Origin of the sequence: Vibrio nomapromontoriensis (assembly GCF_050337205.1) — a bacterium.
Classification (GTDB): Bacteria; Pseudomonadota; Gammaproteobacteria; order Enterobacterales; family Vibrionaceae; genus Vibrio; species Vibrio nomapromontoriensis.
Genome location: NZ_JAKJSS010000009.1, coordinates 126,952 through 144,201, shown reverse-complemented (window position 1 = coordinate 144,201; position 17,250 = coordinate 126,952). Strand labels below are relative to the sequence as shown.

The window sequence follows — 17,250 nt, the reverse complement described above, 5'->3', positions numbered from 1 at the left end:
TTTTTTGTATACATGACGCGAAATGCAGACCGTAAACAACCAATCATATGTGATTCAAATCACAAAAATGCGGCGTAGTTGGTGTAAAATCGTTTTATGAACAAAATCTAGCCATTGATCAAACATTGTAGAGCTAGACCTCGCCTACCATCGGAATGGCATCGTTAAATCGGTTAATTTATCACCAAACCTCTTCATGAAAGACGCTAACGGTTAGCACATACTCTAACTATAAAAATGACAGGAAATATCTATGTGGATTCCTTCAAAATTAACTCGCCCTGGACGCTTACATAACGCGATCGTTCGCCCACGAGTTTTGGATCTGCTTTCGCAGGCCCCTTTTTACAAGCTTGTACTTTTCCGCTCTCCTGCTGGCTACGGTAAAACCACCATGGCTGCTCAGTGGTTATCAGACAAACCACATGTTGGCTGGTATAGTATTGATGAAAGTGACAATGACTCATTCCGCTTCGTCAATTACCTACTTCAAGCCATTAACAAAGCCACCAGTAATAGTTGCCCAAATTCCCAAAAACTAGCAGAACGTCGACAGTTTTCCTCTCTGCATTCCCTGCTTGGGGAGGTGTTTTCCGAACTTACTTGTTACCACCATGAATGCTATGTTGTTCTTGATGATTATCACCTCATCCATGATGAAGATATTCATGAAGCGATGCGCTTTTTCCTCAAACATATGCCAGATAATATTACGCTTGTGGTCACCAGCCGCGGCAACCCACCATTGGGTACTGCCAACTTGCGTGTACGTGATCTTATGATCGAAATTGGTAATGAATTACTCGCGTTTGACACCGAAGAAACCACGCGGTTCTTTAATCTTCGTCTCGCCGACGATATTGATGATGAAACCGCGAATTCCCTCAGAACCTATGTCGAAGGCTGGCCATCTGCGTTGCAATTGTTTGCGCTGCAAGCTCAGCACCAAAAACGCACATTAGCGCAATCTGTGGAAACTATATCGCAATTTAACCACGCGCATCTTTGGGACTATTTGATTGAAGAAGTCTTTGATTTGTTGGATAAAGACACCCGAAACTTCCTCATGCAGTGCTCGGTATTGGATCACTTTAACGACAACCTTGTTACGGCGTTAACCAAACGCAACGACGCCTTGAGCATGATTGAATCTCTCAACCGATTCGGCTTGTTTATCTACCCCCTTGAAGGTGAAAACAACTGGTTTAGATTCCATAATCTATTTGCTGAATTTCTTTCGCATGAACGTAAAGCCCGCATTCCTCAACAAGAACTGGATCTTCACCTTGCCGCGGCTCAAGCTTGGCTTGATCAAAGCGTTCCTCACCAAGCACTTAGACACGCTAGATTGGCGGCCAATAGTGAGCTCGTCGTGACAATTCTCAATGAGTTCGGTTGGAAAATGTTTAACCAAGGCGAACTTGCGACACTAGAAGAAGCAATTCAAGTACTCACCGATGACCAACTCTATAGCCATCCTCGATTATGTATGCTGCAGGCATGGCTCGCACAAAGCCAACACCGCTACAATGAAGTGGGTGAGCTTATTGCCAAATCGGATAAAGAAATGGCTGCTAGGAATATTGAGCGTTCTCAAAAAGAAGAGGGAGAATTCAATGCGCTTCGCGCGCAGGTCGCCATTAACCAAAATTCCCCGCAAACAGCACTAGAACTGGCTGAATTAGCCCTTGGCGAGCTTGACCATTCTGTTTATCGCAGCCGAATTGTCGCCACGTCTGTCGTCGGTGAAGTCAACCATGTAACGGGACAACTCAGTCGAGCGCTGCCTATGATGCAGCAAACGGAAAAACTTGCTCGTCAATATCATGTCTATCACCAAGCGCTATGGGCGCAACTACAACAAAGTGAAATACTAATTGCCCAAGGTTACGTGCAAGCGGCGTATGAAGTGCAAGAAAGCGCCTTTCGATTGATCGAAGAGCAGCAACTGCACCAAGTCCCAATGCACGAGTTCTTACTACGAGTCAGAGCACAAATCCTATGGTGTTGGAACCGTCTTGATGAAGCCGAAGAGTGCGCATACAAAGGGCTAGACATCCTTGGTAAACACGAACCAAGCAAACACTTACATAGCTACTCAATGATTGCGCGCATCGCCATTGGACGCGGCGAGTTAGATAAAGCTTCGAAGACCATCGAACAAATTCAGCATCTAATGAAAGAGTCGACTTACCACGTTGACTGGACAGCCAACGCTTCGTTATCCCTACTGCTCTATTGGCAGGCGAGAGGTGACTTAGAAGCGATTGAGCAATGGCTTGAAACCGCTATCAGGCCGGATAACGCGTGTAATCACTTTTTACAACTTCAATGGCGCAACATTGCCCGCGCTCAAATTTGCCTCGGACAATTTGATGCAGCAAAGGAAACACTCGCGTTTTTATCCAAAGAAGCAGACACCTATCAATTGGTTACCGACACCAATCGAAACCTGATTGTAGAAGCGATTCTTTGGGTCCAGCTCGGTGATAATGACGCAGCAAAAGTACGTCTAATAGAAGCGCTAGTACTAACCAACCAGACCGGAATGATTGGCAACTTTCTTATTGATGGTGGCACGATTGGTCACCTACTTGAAAAGCTCGCTTCTCGTTCCGAGCTAGGCGATCTAGAGCGCCATCGTGCACAGTTGTTGATGAAAAATATCAACACCACACAACGCAGTCGCTCAGTGCACTTTAATGAAGAATTCGTCGAGAAGCTGGTCAATCACCCTAATATTCCTGAGTTAGTACGTACTAGCCCGCTAACCCAGCGTGAATGGCAGGTTCTGGGACTCATTTACTCAGGGTTTAGCAATGAGCAAATTGCACAAGAGCTCGATGTCGCGGGGACCACAATAAAAACGCACATTCGTAACCTTTACCAAAAACTTAATATTGCTAACCGTAAAGAGGCCATCAGCACCGCTGAAAATCTCTTACAGTTAATGGGATATTAAGCCTATTACTATCGATGAGCGCTAGCACAGAGCAGTAAGCGCTAATACAAAGCAGTAAGCGCTATCACAAAGCAATAAGCCCTAGCATGACGCAATGACTAAAACAGCGTGATAGCTAGGGCTTAGCCATAAAAAAACGCTCACAGGAGAGAGCGTTTGGGCAAATTGGTATATCCATCAATAGACGTTGGAAACCCTCCCGGACGAAAAGCCTCCACCTCCGCCCCAATTATTCTCTAATGCCCCTTAACCGCATATTGCGACGGCGCAGATATTCAAGCGTAATGAGCAAGAGCACTGACATCAAAATTAATAGCGATGCGACTGCCAATATTGTCGGGCTGATTTGCTCTCGAATACCCGACCACATTTGCCTTGGTACGGTACGCTGCTCCGCTCCAGTCAAAAACAACGCCACGACCACCTCATCAAATGACGTGCCAAACGCAAACAAGCCACCCGATATCATACCGGGACGAATCAAAGGAAAGGTCACCTTCCTAAAGGCATAAACCGGATTCGCACCTAAACTGGCCGCTGCTTTCGTGAGAGTATGATCAAAACCACTCAGCGTCGCACTCACGGTAATGACAACAAAAGGCGTACCGAGAGCGGCATGGGCCAGAATAATCCCAGACATGGTTTGAGCAAGACCAAAACGGGTATAAAAGAAGTACATGGCCGCCGCAGAAATAATGACAGGCACAATCATCGGAGAGATAAGCAGCGCCAAAATCACATTACGAAACGGCAACTTTGAATTCGATAACCCTAATGCCGCTAATGTCCCTAGCAGCGTCGCCAACAACGCCGCCATCGAAGCGATAAACGTACTGTTTTTCAATGCTTGCAACCATTGCTGATTAGTAAACATCTCCTGATACCAACGTAGCGAATAAGCGGCGGGATCAAGATTAAGCATACCTTCTGTAAAGGTAAAATACGGCGTCGCATTAAACGATAACGGTACAATAATCATAATCGGCGCAATTAAAAACAATAAGACCATGCTGCAAAACATCAAGTACGCCCAATAGCCTGATCGTTCTATCCGAGATGCGTAGATAGGTAGAGCCATAACGTTAACCTCCCACTCGAAGATTGTTGATACCAACCACACGGTTGAATAAGTAAAACAGCCCGAGAACAAGTACTAATAACAACCCACCGAGCGCGCCAGCCATTCCCCAATTCAATGAGGTTTGCATGTGATACGCGATCATATTAGAAATCATTTGCCCGCTGCGACCGCCTACCAGCGCAGGAGTAATGTAAAAACCAATCGACAAAATAAAGGTCAGCAAACATCCGGCCCCTACGCCGGGTAATGTTAACGGCATATAGACTTGAGTAAACGCGATGCGTGGCGTCGCACCTAATGAGCGCGCCGCTCTAAAATACGTAGGGCTAATACCCTTCATCACGCTGTATAGTGGCAATATCATAAACGGCAGTAAAATATGCACCATGGCAACCACGGTACCAAAGGTGTTGTGGATCAATGACAAGCGCTCATCAATCACCCCCAACCAGACTAATAGGTCATTCACCACCCCCTGATTTTGTAACAACACAATCCAAGACGTTGTCCGCACAAGGAGCGAGGTCCAAAACGGCAATAAGACCACAATCAATAACAAGTTCGCACGTTTATCCGGTAAATTTGCTAACAAATACGCCAACGGATACGCCAAAATCAAACACACTACCGTGATGACCAAAGACATCCAAATCGTCTTATAAAATAACCCCAAATAAATTCGTCTCGACTCCACTTGCTGGACAATCGATCCAGACTCGTCCACTTTGAGATCAAGGGCTGAGAGGTAAAAGTGGCTGGTATAAGAGGAATTAAGGTTTTTTATCGCGCCCCAATACTTCGCTTTTGCCCAACGCTTATCGATCGCCACTAGCTGTGCATAGGAGACCGCCTCCCCATCGAGCTTGCTCAATTTTCGACCGGTTTTCATCAGCAGACTACGCATTCCCGCCATTTCGATATTCAGTCGGTTGGCCAATTTAGGCAGCGTCTTAGCTAAATAGAGCGCTTTAATCTCCTGAGCGAAGAGATTGCTAACGTGATCGCTGGGTTTGGAGCCAGCTTGCCACTCCACAATCGCCACCGAGGTTTGAGGAAGCGCATTGACCACGGAAGAATTATCAACACTTCGATGCAACATTTCTAAAATCGGAAAAGCAAACGTCAACAAGATGAAACAAACCAAAGGAAGGGTTAGGAAAAGGGATCGCGTTTGTTTCCGTCGCTCTGCTTTCGCTAATTGCTGCGATAAATCTAGCTCTTCGTTTGTGAGTTGCTTGTGTAAGGTCGTGACCGATTCAAGGGAAGACAATTCGCGACTCATACCATCATCTCCTCTTTCTCGGAAGATAGCGACTGCGAAGAAACACAATCAAGCGCGTGGCAATCTTCCATTCGCCAGCCAAGTTCAACCTCTTCACCGAGTTGTACGCCCAGCCCTTGCTCTGAACTGTTTGGTACTTTAACCACCAAGCGCGCCAACCCCGCAACATCAATGATCAATCGAAAGTGATCGCCGTGATAAATCATCTCTTCCACCCTTCCCGCCACTCGGTTCGGAATGTCGGGTCCATAAGGATGCAATATAATTTTTTCAGGCCGCACCGATAACATAGTGTCGCTTTGCGCACCGCCAATAAGCACCGGTTTTGCCTGCAACTGGTGAGGACCAACGCGCACCTGGCAGCGGCTTTGCTCCACTGATTGAACCTGCCCTTTTATCTGATTATTTTCACCGATAAATTGCGCAACAAACGTGTTACTCGGCGATTCATACAACTCACTGGGCGGCGCTAATTGTTGTACCGCGCCATCGTTAAAGACCGCAATACGATCCGACATCGTTAGCGCTTCATCTTGATCATGGGTCACGTATAAAATCGTAATGCCAAGCTTTTCATGTAGATGCTTAATTTCCATCTGCATGGTTTCTCTGAGCTTCTTATCCAGCGCCCCCAAGGGCTCATCCATCAACACGAGCTTGGGTTCAAAGACTAAGGCTCTGGCTAACGCTACCCTTTGCTGTTGACCACCCGACAATTGCTTAGGGTACCGATTGGCAACGTGTGATAATTCAACCATCTCAAGCACATCCGCCACTCTTAGCTTCACTTCTGCCACCGACATCTTTCGAACTTTAAGTGGGAAAGCTAAGTTCTCAGCGATCGTCATATGCGGAAACAAGGCATAGTTTTGAAACACCATGCCGATGTCTCGTTTATGCGGCGCTAAATTATTCACGGGCGTGCCATCGATATAGATCTCGCCATTGGTCGCGGTCTCAAACCCAGCTAACATCATCAAGCAGGTCGTTTTTCCCGAACCAGAAGGTCCAAGCATGGTGACAAACTCTCCGGGAGCGATATTTAAGTTAAAGTCTTTAACAACCAGGTTTTTTCCGTCATAGGTTTTCTTCACATGCTGAAAACTCACATAATCCGTATTATTCGCTTTCATTTCTCTGCCTTCATCCATTTGAAAACAGAGCACCCCAAAGGGTGCTCACCGATAGTGTTGCTTACAACTTGTACTTAGATAGGTCAGGTCTGGAAGCGAGTGATGCTTCAACAAGACTAATTACCGCTTGACGTTCCTCGCCTTGAAGCAGCTGACGAGGTGGACGAACTTGCTCTGATCCGCGACCGCAAACTTGCTCAGCGAGCTTGATGCATTGCACTAGAGTTGGAATGGTGTCGAGTTTAAGTAGTGGTAAGAACCAACGATAGATTTCCAGCGCTTCGGCATAGCGCCCTTGGCTGGCTAGTTTATAGATGGCCACCGACTCAGCTGGAAAGGCATTCGTCAGTCCCGAAATCCACCCCGTCGCACCCAGCATTAATGATTCTAATGCGATGTCATCCACACCGCTGAAAACCGTAAAGCGGGAATCAAACTCATTGAACAATTCGGTGATTCTACGGGTATCGGTTGTGGACTCCTTTATCGCAACAATATTGTCGAACTGCGCCAGTTTTGCCATGATTTCAAGATTCACATCCACACCATAAGAGACTGGGTTGTTGTAAATCATCATTGGCATTTCAGGTGTCGCTTCCGCTAACGTGCGGTAATACTCGTACGTTTCTGAATCTGACGTTCGATACACCATCGCTGGCATCACCATACAACCATCAACGCCTATCTTTTTTGCATCTTGCATATAATCAACGGCCGCCGAGGTAATCGACTCCGCCGTTCCAGCGATTAATGGCACCCGACCTGCTACCACCTCTTGAGCCGCTTGCAATACTTGACGCTTCTCTTCTGGATACAGCGCGCAGTTCTCACCAACTGTGCCTAAGCATATGATGCCATTTACCCCATCATTGATCTGATTATCAATCACTGACTGTGTGGCATCTAAGTCGATCGTCAGGTCGCGTCTAAACTGAGTACTTACTGCTGGGTATACCCCTTTCCAATCAATATTCATTCAATTCCTTCCATTTGTATATTGTATGCAATTTTAAGTTCGAGCAAAAAGCCCATCATGCCCCAACCTCAAGTTGGGATGAATTTTCAAGTACTGCATGCGCAGCTGCTAGATCGGCTAGCGCACTACCCACTGATTTATATAGTGTTATTTCCTGTTCGCTATTAAGCCCTTTCCTGTAACCAGAGACCTTACCGCGACCCAAAACTTTACCGCTGCATAGCTCTGGTAACTCAGCGATGATCTGTTCCGGTGAAAACTCGCCCTCTGCAATGGGGATGAGTAACTCGCCAGCTTCAGATAAAACATTGATACGACTGTCAACATACACCTTAGATCGCAACACCAATTGTGTATCGCACTCACGCCTATCGCGATGATGATTACCCACCAAGTCCACATGCGTCCCCGCCCTTACCTGTTCGCCCTTAAAAAGCGGCGCTGGCGAGCCCGTCACACAAGACACCATATCGGCGCACTGCAGACCTTGCTCAACCTCACTGACAATACTCACTTGGTATTGCCGCTCTCTCGGTAGCGCCTGGTATTCCGCACCATGAACAATTTTTTCGGCTGTCATCGCGGATTTTTGTTGGTTTCTGCCCCATATCATTACGCGCTTCAAAGGTCTGATAGCGGCATACGCCCAAGCAAAATAAGCCGCCAAATGACCATTACCACAGATCAGAAGTGTATCTGCGTCCGAGCGCGCCAAATAATCGGCAGCCAATGCCGACGCCGCTGCCGTACGCCAGTACGTCAATACTTTCGCATCCATAGAAGCCAATGGCGCACCGTCCTGACGGCGAAAAGCCAACAATCTTGATGACAACACGTCTTTACCATCTGAGATGTTGCTTGGAAAATACGTGAATGTTTTAACGGCAATCAGCGCTTCATTCCAAGCCGGTAATAACGCTAATGCATCATCACTTTCTTTTGACAGGTGCATCACATTCCGCTGCGGCACCGTTGCCGGTTGTGCGTACACTGTTCTCATTACGCTAATCAGCGAACTCATATTTAGCACGCGCGCTATCTGGTCCGACTCAAAGGTATCCATGATTTCTCCGTTGTTCATGCTGAGACACCAGAATTAACTCGCGCCTCAGCTTTTAAGGATGAGTTCTAGTTCAACAGCCAAGTATTAAACTCTTCATTGAGTTCATCGGCATAATCTGACCACCACTCATCGTTAATCAGGAATGCGGTGTCAAAATTGCCTGGCGCTGTCGGTAAACTGGCGAGAATTTCAGGGCTGACTACCGCTGATGAAGACTTTCTTGTCGGCCCATAGGCGACGTATTTCGCCTGCTCTGCCAGTGGCGTGGTGCCAGATGAGAAAACGATAAAGTCCATCGCCTTTTGAAGGTTCTTACTGCCTTTCGGAATCGCCCAACCGTTCATGTAGCCGATTTGTCGATCCCAAATAATCTTAAATGGCTGCCCTTCATCTTTTGCCGCATTGTGAATACGCCCATTAAATGCAGACGCGATCACCACCTCTTTATCCGCTAGCATTTGTGGGGGTTGTGCGCCCGTCGTCCACCATAAAACTTCAGGTTTAATCGTATCGAGCTTCGCAAACGCTCGCGCTCGACCTTCTTCCGTTTCAAGTTGGCTGTATACCTCTTCTGGCTTAACGCCATCGGCTAGCAGCGCCCATTCAAGGTTTCCTTGCGGTTGCTTTTGTAGTGCGCGACGACCAGGAAAATTCTGCAAATCAAAGAGATCAACCAATTTGCTAGGAACCGGCTTTCCTGAAAAAGCTTCCTCATTCACCGCTAAGATGGTGGAAACGACAATAGTGTTGATCGCACACTCATGAATCGCGCCATCAATAAAGTCTTTCTCAGCAGGGGTTCCATCGCTTCCTTTTGGCAAGATGCTCGGATCAAACGGTTCTAATAAACCTTCTGCACAACCTCGTACGATGTCTGGCTTATCAAGGGAAACTAAATCCCAACGGACATTATTCGCCTCAACTTGTGCCTTAATTTCTGCCAAGCCACCGCTAAAGTCCTCTGAAACAATGGTCGTTCCTGTACTGGCAATAAATGGCTTGTGATAAGCCTCTACTTGGCTCTTTGTAAAAGCGCCCCCCCAAGACACAACGGTTAATTTATCTTCTGCTGATGCATTAAACGACGCCGCCGCAGTGATTGCAGACAGCATTATTGTCATCGGCACCAAGTTCACTCTAGACATATTTCTTTCCTTTTTTGTCTTTCCCATTAAGGCATCTTGGTACGACTATTTGACGCCATTTTATTAACTATTTATTAACATAATTGTTAAGTATATTTTATACAATATTTAATATTAAAAAAATTCAACTAAATCGGCGTAGTGTGAAAGGCGCCACATTTAACGAAGTCGCTTGCTTTTCGATCATCTGCCCCATTAACTCCGCAGTAATGGCCGCATGGGTCAAGCCTAAGTGTTGATGCCCAAAAGCCAGCAAAATATTGCCATCACAGATCGAGTCAATAACCGGCAATGAGTCACTGATTGTTGGGCGACAGCCCATCCACTCTTCTCCCAACATCGCCTTATCAATGCCGTCCTGAAGCATGATGTCGCCTTGCTCTGCCAGTAGCCGAGTTCGCTTATCATTGAAAGGCGCACGACTTCCCGCATATTCCACTGTCCCTGCTAATCTCAAACCATATTTCATCGGAGTCATGATAAATTTTCGATCCGCACTGCTTACCGGTATCGGCAATCGATCCTGGTGATCATCAACCATGACGTGATAACCTCTTTCTGCCTGAATGGGCACTTTAATACCGGTCAAGGACTCAACGAAGTGACCAGAATGAACACCAGCAGCAATCACGACGTTATCGAAAGCCAAGGTGGTACCAGAAGTTTGAATTTCGGCATTTGGGGTGATTTTTTCAACCCCTTTCTGAACGAATTCTCCACCGAGTGAGGAGTACGCTTTTTCTATTGCAAGGCACATCTCATAAGGCTCTAGGGTATGCCCGGTATTAGGGAAAAACACCCCGTGACGCACTTGCAACCCCAATTTTGGCAACCTTTTCCGTAGCTGCTTTTTATCCCAAACCTCATACTCCACTTCACAATGTTCAAGTGATGATAAGGTCGCTTGATAGGCTTGAAACAAAGCATCGCTTTCAAACACTAAAAGCGACCCATCCATTTTGATTAACTCTTGTTGGTGGATAGGCTCAAGCAGCCGATACCAACTACCAACGGCTGACTGATTCAAGCTACTTATCGCCTTGGTAGAGCGTTCATAGGTTCTCTTTCTTGCGCTAAATAAAAAACGAATCATCCAAGGTAACGTTGAAAAAACGTCCCTCCAACGAATGGATAATGGGCTCTGAGAAGAAAAGAGCATGCTCGGTATTTGCAGCAAAAGACTGGGGGTCGCGAGTGGGAAAACTTGCTCTGTGGCGATATGACCGGCGTTGCCTTTCGAGCACCCCTCAGCAGGGCCTTGTTTATCGAATATTGTCACTTGATGGCCTTGCTGTTGAAGATGCAGCCCAATCGTAAGACCAATGACTCCCCCTCCAACCACCGCAACTTTCTGCATTTTCGATCCTCCTGAATTATTCATGATCTTGCTTCGCATCACACTTCACAATATAAATTGTATAAAATATACTTAACATTAAGTTAACATTGATTGCGCATAATTCAACCACTTTGTTATCAGAGGACCTGAAAATGAGACAAGGCACCTTTTTTTGTATCGATGCTCATACCTGTGGCAATCCCGTACGATTGGTTGCTGGTGGGGTACCACCGCTCGAAGGCAATACCATGAGTGAAAAACGTCAATACTTTCTCACGCACTATGATTGGATTCGTCAGGCATTAATGTTTGAACCACGCGGTCATTCGATTATGTCAGGTTCTGTGGTGCTGCCTCCTTGCAGCAGTAATGCTGACGCCTCGATCTTATTTATTGAAACGAGCGGGTGCTTACCGATGTGCGGACATGGCACGATTGGCACTGTCACCGCCGCCATCGAGAACAAACTCATTCATCCTAAGGTTCCGGGACAACTTATTCTCGACGTGCCTGCAGGGCAAATTACCGTCCACTATCAGATGGACGACGACAAAGTGACATCAGTGAAAATCTTTAATGTACCCGCCTACCTCGCCCATCGAGATGTCAAAGTCTATGTGGAGGGAATGGGTGAAATTAGTGTGGATGTCTCCTATGGAGGAAACTACTACGTCATTGTCGATCCCCAAGAAAATTACTTGGGACTAGAGCATTACTCACCCGATGAAATTCTGATCCTTAGCCCTAAAGTACGCCAAGCCGTTTCTGATGCGGTGCAGTGCGTGCACCCCGACGACCCCACCGTCAAAGGCGTCTCACATGTTCTGTGGACAGGCACACCAACGCAACCGGGAGCGACTGCGAAAAATGCGGTTTTCTACGGTGATAAAGCATTGGACCGCTCACCTTGTGGAACGGGCACCAGCGCTCGCATGGCGCAATGGCATGCCAAAGGCCGACTTGCCCAAGGAGAAGACTTTATCCATGAGAGTATCATTGGCAGTTTATTCCATGGTCGTATTGAGTCAGAGACCAGCGTCAATGGCAAAGCGGCGATCTTGCCGAGTATCGAAGGATGGGCGCAAGTGTATGGCCACAACACAATTTGGGTCGACGACAACGACCCTTATGCCTACGGATTTGAAGTAAAATAATCAACAAAGGACAACACAATCATGGTTAAGCCCGATACTTTTCAAGCCATTAACGCCTTTACTGGGGAGCCCATCATCGGCTCATTTCCAATACAAGGCAAAGATGACGTAGATGCAGCATGCATGCACGCCCATAAGATTGCGCGAGAATACCGATACACCTCCAGTGAACAACGTGCTCAACTGCTTGACACCATCGCAGAGAAACTGCTGCTGCGCACCGATGAAATTGCGGCGCGCGCGCATTTGGAAACCGCACTGCCCCTTGCTCGTTTAAATGGTGAAATGGGCAGAACCGCCAATCAATTACGATTATTTGCCAGCGTGTTACGTCAAGGTCACTGGCACCGAGCCATTGTTGATACGCCAGATCCACAAAGACAGCCGCTCGCAAAGCCCGATATTCGTCAGCAGCATATTGCTTTAGGTCCTGTTGCCGTATTTGGAGCCTCCAACTTTCCACTGGCCTTTTCTACCGCTGGTGGCGACACCGCCTCTGCACTTGCCGCTGGTTGCCCAGTGATTGTCAAGGGCCACAGCGCCCACCCGGGAACCAGTGAATTGGTCGCGCAATGTATTCAACAAGCGCTATCCGAATGCGAATTACCACAAGCGGTTTTCACCTTGTTGCAAGGAAACAAACGCGAATTAGGTACCTCACTGGTTTCTCATCCACTTGTTCAAGCGGTTGGGTTTACCGGGTCAGTCGGCGGTGGACGCGCTCTGTTTGATTTAGCTCAGCAGCGCCCTATTCCCATTCCATTTTATGGGGAATTAGGTGCTATCAACCCAACGTTTATTTTCCCGAATGCCCTAAATGACTATCAAAGCCTTGCCGAGCAATTCGTCCAATCCATGACGCTAGGCTGTGGACAGTTTTGCACTAAGCCAGGTGTTGTATTTGTGGTTGATGACGCTAACTCCAGTGCGTTTATTGAGACGGCTCAACACCTCATCAGCCAGCAAAATGGTCATGTGCTATTAACCCCAAGCATTCGTGATGCGTATTGCCAACACACCCAGCTACGAGCAAAAGATGCCGGTTTATTGCATAGCCGAAATCAAAATATTAGTGAAGGCGTCGCCAGCACACTATTTGTGACCGATAGCCAAGCATGGCGCAATAACCCGCAGTGGGAAGAGGAGATTTTTGGTCCCCAATCCATGATTGTCCTTTGCCGTGATATCGACGATATGCAAGCATTAAGTGAGCAATTAGCTGGATCACTCACCGCCACCATTCATGCCGATAGCAAAGACTATCCGCAAGTCACGCGGTTATTAGCTAGGTTGGAAGAAATGGCCGGGCGAATCGTCTTTAATGGCTGGCCAACGGGTGTAGAAGTCAGCTATGCCATGATACATGGTGGCCCCTACCCTGCGTCCACTCATGCGGCGTCGACATCCGTCGGGGCAAGCGCTATCGAGCGCTGGCTTAGACCTGTCGCCTATCAATCACTCCCTGAAGCCTTACTGCCACCAGCATTAAGTTCATCAAATCCTTTATCAGTACCGACATTAGTTGATGGTAAAACGTGGATGGTAAAAGGTTGATGGCAAAATAAGTCACCGACTAAAAAGGCACCAATTGGTGCCTTTCTTATCGCATACGTCTCAAAAAATCGCCATCAAGACCAGAACCGTCGCAATAATCACTACACTCAGTGTATATTGGATAAAATATCGATTTCCCGGAGACTTGGATGTCACAAAAACCCATATTTAAAACCCGTACTCAACTGGTTGAAGAAGCCATTCGCACCCGGATCCTTAAAGGTGAATTCAAAACAGGTCAACCATTGCGACAAGATGCATTGGCTCAAGAATTTAATGTCAGTCGTATTCCGGTACGAGAAGCGCTAGTACAACTAGAGGCGCAAGGATTAGTTAGCTTTGAAGCCCATAAAGGGGCCACAGTAACTGAGCTTTCTCCCGATAAAATTGATGAATTATTTGAGCTCAGGGCAGTTATAGAGTGCCACATTCTAGAACGCGCGATTCAAAACATGACAGAAGCCGATCTCAATCGAGCTCAACAAGTGCGCGAACGATTTGAAAGTATCGTCAATAGTGGTGATGAGGTAGAAGAGTGGAGCAACTACAACTACGAATTTCACAAAGCGCTATACAGCCCAGCTAACATGCCTGAAACCATGGATATTATTAGCAACCTTAACACCAAATGTGATCGGTATATTCGGCTACAACTGCTGTTTACTACCGGTATTAAGAAAGCGGAAGACGAACATCTCGCCCTATTTGAAATGTGCCAAAACAAAGATGTGGACGGTGCTAAATACCTACTCAAAAAGCACATTATCGAAGCGGGTACCGCCATTAGAAACTTACTACTTGAACGGCAAAACCCTAAAACATAATGCCCCCTAAGGCATAGCAAACCTAAGTATAAACAGTCGTTAGTCAGTCGTTAACCTAAGGAGTGGATCAAAGATGCATGTAGGACCACGATTTATACTCGCTGCAATACGGAAAAAAATAAAAGATGAGGGTCTCGGTTATAGCGCATTATCCGATAGAACCGGGATTCCTCTCTCTACGATTAAACGTCACCTGCATAGCCCTACCCTTGGGCTAGACAAAATTTTAATGTACGTAAACTATCTCAACACCGATTTAGTTGAGCTGTCTAAAATCGCCAATCAAATTCAACATGAAAATGCACAAATCATCTGCGGCGATTTAAGTGATTTGTTTTTGGACCACCCCTATTTACTTGATTTTATTTACATGCTCACCGCACGTAACCTCTCCCCAGACGCTATTGCACAGACACATGACCTCGACGATATCAGTCTAAGGTTCTATCTGCGTATCGCTGAAATCTTGGGGTATATCGAAGACTTTGGCGATGGTGTGATCTACCGCTCTGGCAGCCGATTTCTTACCGAAGAAGGCTCTAAGCTAGATGCGTTATTTCGGCAACGATTCCAAGACGAATCCCTATCACACCCAATCCCTGCAAATTTTTGTATTGGCCGTATTCGCCTCACGCCCTCTCAAATCGACCAACTTGAACAAGACTTCTACGCTAAATTGATTGAATTAAATGCCATGAACACATCATGTGAAGAAGGAGAACTCACTAATATTCTGATGCGATTTACGCCCGGAAAACAAATTCTCTTTTCAGATGGACTTCCTAACATTGACGGCACACTGCTCAAACAAATTTCAGAACGTTTCAATCAAATAAAACACCAAGCCGAATAACGATCAAGACACTTATTTCATCACCGCTGGTGCTACACCAAGTTCAACAAAGCGCAAACTTCTCTCACATTATTTATCTTGGTCTCAGTTTCTGAGACCAACAAGCTCTCCGAATGACGTCTCGTTAATAAAATGTTAACAACCCGTTGCGCGAAGATTTTATACAATATACCTTTTCCTTGTTGGATAACCATAACGACACAACGAGGAAGTGATGAATAAAAGTAAACTGTTGATATTAAGCGCTATCGTTGCAAGCGCGCTCGCCGGAACCGCGGTTGCAAAACCGTATCCACAAGGAACTCAACTCGCAAAAGAGCAAGCGATTACACTCAATAATGGCGCGGAAGTCACCTCAATCGATCCGGCAAAACAAGCTGCAGAGCCTGCCTTTAATCTCGGTCGAGATTTGTTCGAAGGGCTCACCGTACAAGATAAAACCGGTAAAACCATACCCGGTATTGCCACCGCTTGGCACGCCAGTCATAACAATACCGTCTATACCTTTCAGCTTCGCCAGTCTAAATGGTCAAACGGCGAGCCGCTCACCGCTCATGATTTTGTCTATAGCTGGCAACGACTGCTCGACCCTAACACAGCCTCCCCTTATGCATGGTTTGCCGCGATACCAAAAATCAAGAACTCCGCCGCTATCATGAAAGGAAAAATGGCGCCAGATACGCTAGGTGTTCGCGCAATCGATGATTATACCTTTGAAGTCACCCTTGAGCAGTCCGTGCCCTTCTTTATCAAACTGTTGGGACATCCTGTCTTAGCACCAGTGCATCAAGCGACCATTGAAAAACACGGCAGTAATTGGACTCAACCAGAGAATATCGTCACTAACGGCGCGTTCACAGTGTCTAGCTGGAAGGTCAATGAAAAAATGGTGATGACCAAAAACCCCCACTATTGGGACGCTGACAATGTGGTCTTAGATAAGGTGACGTGGCTTCCGATTGGAGATGCCAATGTGGCACTTAATCGCTACCTTGCGGGTGATATTGACCAAGCGCGATCTATTCCATCCGCTCAAAAGAAAAAACTGTTAAAACAATACCCTGAGCAGGTCGCCGATACCAGTGCATCTCTTGGCTCCACATTTTACTACCTCAATACTGAAAAGGGGCCAACCAAAGACATTCGAGTCAGAACCGCGCTGTCCTATGCCATTGATCGTACTATCCTCACCAAAGCGATCTTGAAAAATGGCGGCATCCCTATGTTCACGCTGGTGCCACCTCAAACCGATGGCTTCAAAAGTCATACGCCCGACTATGCGACTTGGACACAAAAACAGCGTAACGAACAAGCTAAATTGCTGCTCAAAAATGCGGGTTACGACAAAGAGAATCCGTTAAAACTCACCTTCACCGTGCCGACATTTTCTAACGACGTAAAGATGGCAACGGCGATGGCTGGTATGTGGAAAAGTGTCTTAGGTGTGCAAATCGACATTCAGCAACTCGAACCTAAAGTATTTTACGCCCTAAAAGATCCCGGTAACGTCAGCCGAGGGGGTTGGACAGCCGACTACAATGAAGCGTCAACGTGGCTGGATATTTTTGTCTCCAACGGCGAGTACAATGACTCAAAATACAATAACGCCGCCTACGACAAGCTAATGAGCGAGTCAAAAGTATTAGCCGACCCCTCTCAGGCATACATCCAAGCAGAAACCTTGTTGATTGACGAAATGGCGATCATCCCCGTTTACCGTCCTGGCAATGACCAATACTTGGTTAAACCCCATATTGGCGGGTATGAACGCACCAATCCTGAATCTTCCTATTACCGAAAGAATGTCTACGTCCTAGCGCAATAAAGGCATAACGCTTGGGCCTACCTGACAGCAACGTCTCTAATAACGAAATGAGCGACGTG

The 17,250-nt window shown here is 46.7% G+C and carries 13 protein-coding genes; 6 read left to right on the top strand and 7 right to left on the bottom strand.

From position 1 onward, the window contains the following. The first annotated feature begins 253 nt into the window (after nt 1-253). The gene (malT, locus tag L4D05_RS11660) at nt 254-2,962 is read left to right on the top strand and encodes an HTH-type transcriptional regulator MalT (protein WP_428794091.1); all 2,709 of its coding nucleotides are present in this window, start codon (nt 254-256) and stop codon (nt 2,960-2,962) included. A gap of 229 nt (nt 2,963-3,191) precedes the next feature. Here the strand turns inward: malT and L4D05_RS11655 are convergent, their stop codons facing one another. From L4D05_RS11655 to L4D05_RS11625, 7 genes are all read right to left on the bottom strand, one after another. Then, nucleotides 3,192-4,040 (bottom strand): ABC transporter permease, encoded by an 849-nt coding sequence (locus tag L4D05_RS11655; protein WP_428794090.1) that lies wholly within the window; start codon nt 4,038-4,040, stop codon nt 3,192-3,194. Nucleotides 4,041-4,044: 4 nt separating this feature from the next. Beyond that, nucleotides 4,045-5,325, bottom strand: coding sequence for an ABC transporter permease (locus L4D05_RS11650; protein WP_265676476.1), 1,281 nt, complete (start codon nt 5,323-5,325; stop codon nt 4,045-4,047). Next, nucleotides 5,322-6,458, bottom strand: coding sequence for an ABC transporter ATP-binding protein (locus tag L4D05_RS11645; RefSeq protein ID WP_428794089.1), 1,137 nt, complete (start codon nt 6,456-6,458; stop codon nt 5,322-5,324). Before L4D05_RS11645 ends, L4D05_RS11650 begins: the two co-directional genes overlap by 4 nt. 61 nt (nt 6,459-6,519) lie before the next feature. Continuing rightward, a complete protein-coding gene (locus L4D05_RS11640) occupies nt 6,520-7,434 on the bottom strand; it encodes a dihydrodipicolinate synthase family protein (protein WP_428794088.1) in 915 nt (304 codons plus the stop codon). 55 nt (nt 7,435-7,489) lie between these two features. Further along, nucleotides 7,490-8,497 carry a bifunctional Delta(1)-pyrroline-2-carboxylate/Delta(1)-piperideine-2-carboxylate reductase gene (gene lhpI, locus L4D05_RS11635; protein WP_428794288.1) on the bottom strand — a complete coding sequence of 336 codons (1,008 nt, stop codon included), beginning with the start codon at nt 8,495-8,497 and terminating at the stop codon, nt 7,490-7,492. A 65-nt stretch (nt 8,498-8,562) separates the two neighbouring features. Beyond that, a complete protein-coding gene (locus L4D05_RS11630; RefSeq protein WP_390902958.1) occupies nt 8,563-9,618 on the bottom strand; it encodes an ABC transporter substrate-binding protein in 1,056 nt (351 codons plus the stop codon). 148 nt (nt 9,619-9,766) lie between these two features. Beyond that, on the bottom strand, nt 9,767-10,999 hold the full coding sequence (locus L4D05_RS11625; protein WP_428794087.1) for an NAD(P)/FAD-dependent oxidoreductase: 1,233 nt from the start codon (nt 10,997-10,999) through the stop codon (nt 9,767-9,769). A 134-nt stretch (nt 11,000-11,133) separates the two neighbouring features. Here L4D05_RS11625 and L4D05_RS11620 point away from each other — a divergent pair, with 134 nt between their 5' ends. From L4D05_RS11620 to L4D05_RS11600, 5 genes are all read left to right on the top strand, one after another. Next, a complete protein-coding gene (locus L4D05_RS11620; protein ID WP_265676482.1) occupies nt 11,134-12,135 on the top strand; it encodes a 4-hydroxyproline epimerase in 1,002 nt (333 codons plus the stop codon). A gap of 21 nt (nt 12,136-12,156) precedes the next feature. Beyond that, nucleotides 12,157-13,689 carry an aldehyde dehydrogenase (NADP(+)) gene (locus L4D05_RS11615; protein ID WP_428794086.1) on the top strand — a complete coding sequence of 511 codons (1,533 nt, stop codon included), beginning with the start codon at nt 12,157-12,159 and terminating at the stop codon, nt 13,687-13,689. Between the two features lie 149 nt (nt 13,690-13,838). Continuing rightward, complete coding sequence (locus tag L4D05_RS11610) at nt 13,839-14,513, top strand: GntR family transcriptional regulator (RefSeq protein ID WP_265676486.1); 675 nt, start codon at nt 13,839-13,841, stop codon at nt 14,511-14,513. A gap of 73 nt (nt 14,514-14,586) precedes the next feature. Further along, nucleotides 14,587-15,366 (top strand): transcriptional regulator, encoded by a 780-nt coding sequence (locus L4D05_RS11605; protein ID WP_265676487.1) that lies wholly within the window; start codon nt 14,587-14,589, stop codon nt 15,364-15,366. Nucleotides 15,367-15,580: 214 nt separating this feature from the next. Then, nucleotides 15,581-17,191: a peptide ABC transporter substrate-binding protein gene (locus L4D05_RS11600; RefSeq protein ID WP_428794085.1), complete on the top strand. Its 1,611-nt coding sequence runs from the start codon at nt 15,581-15,583 to the stop codon at nt 17,189-17,191. Nucleotides 17,192-17,250 lie beyond the last annotated feature (59 nt).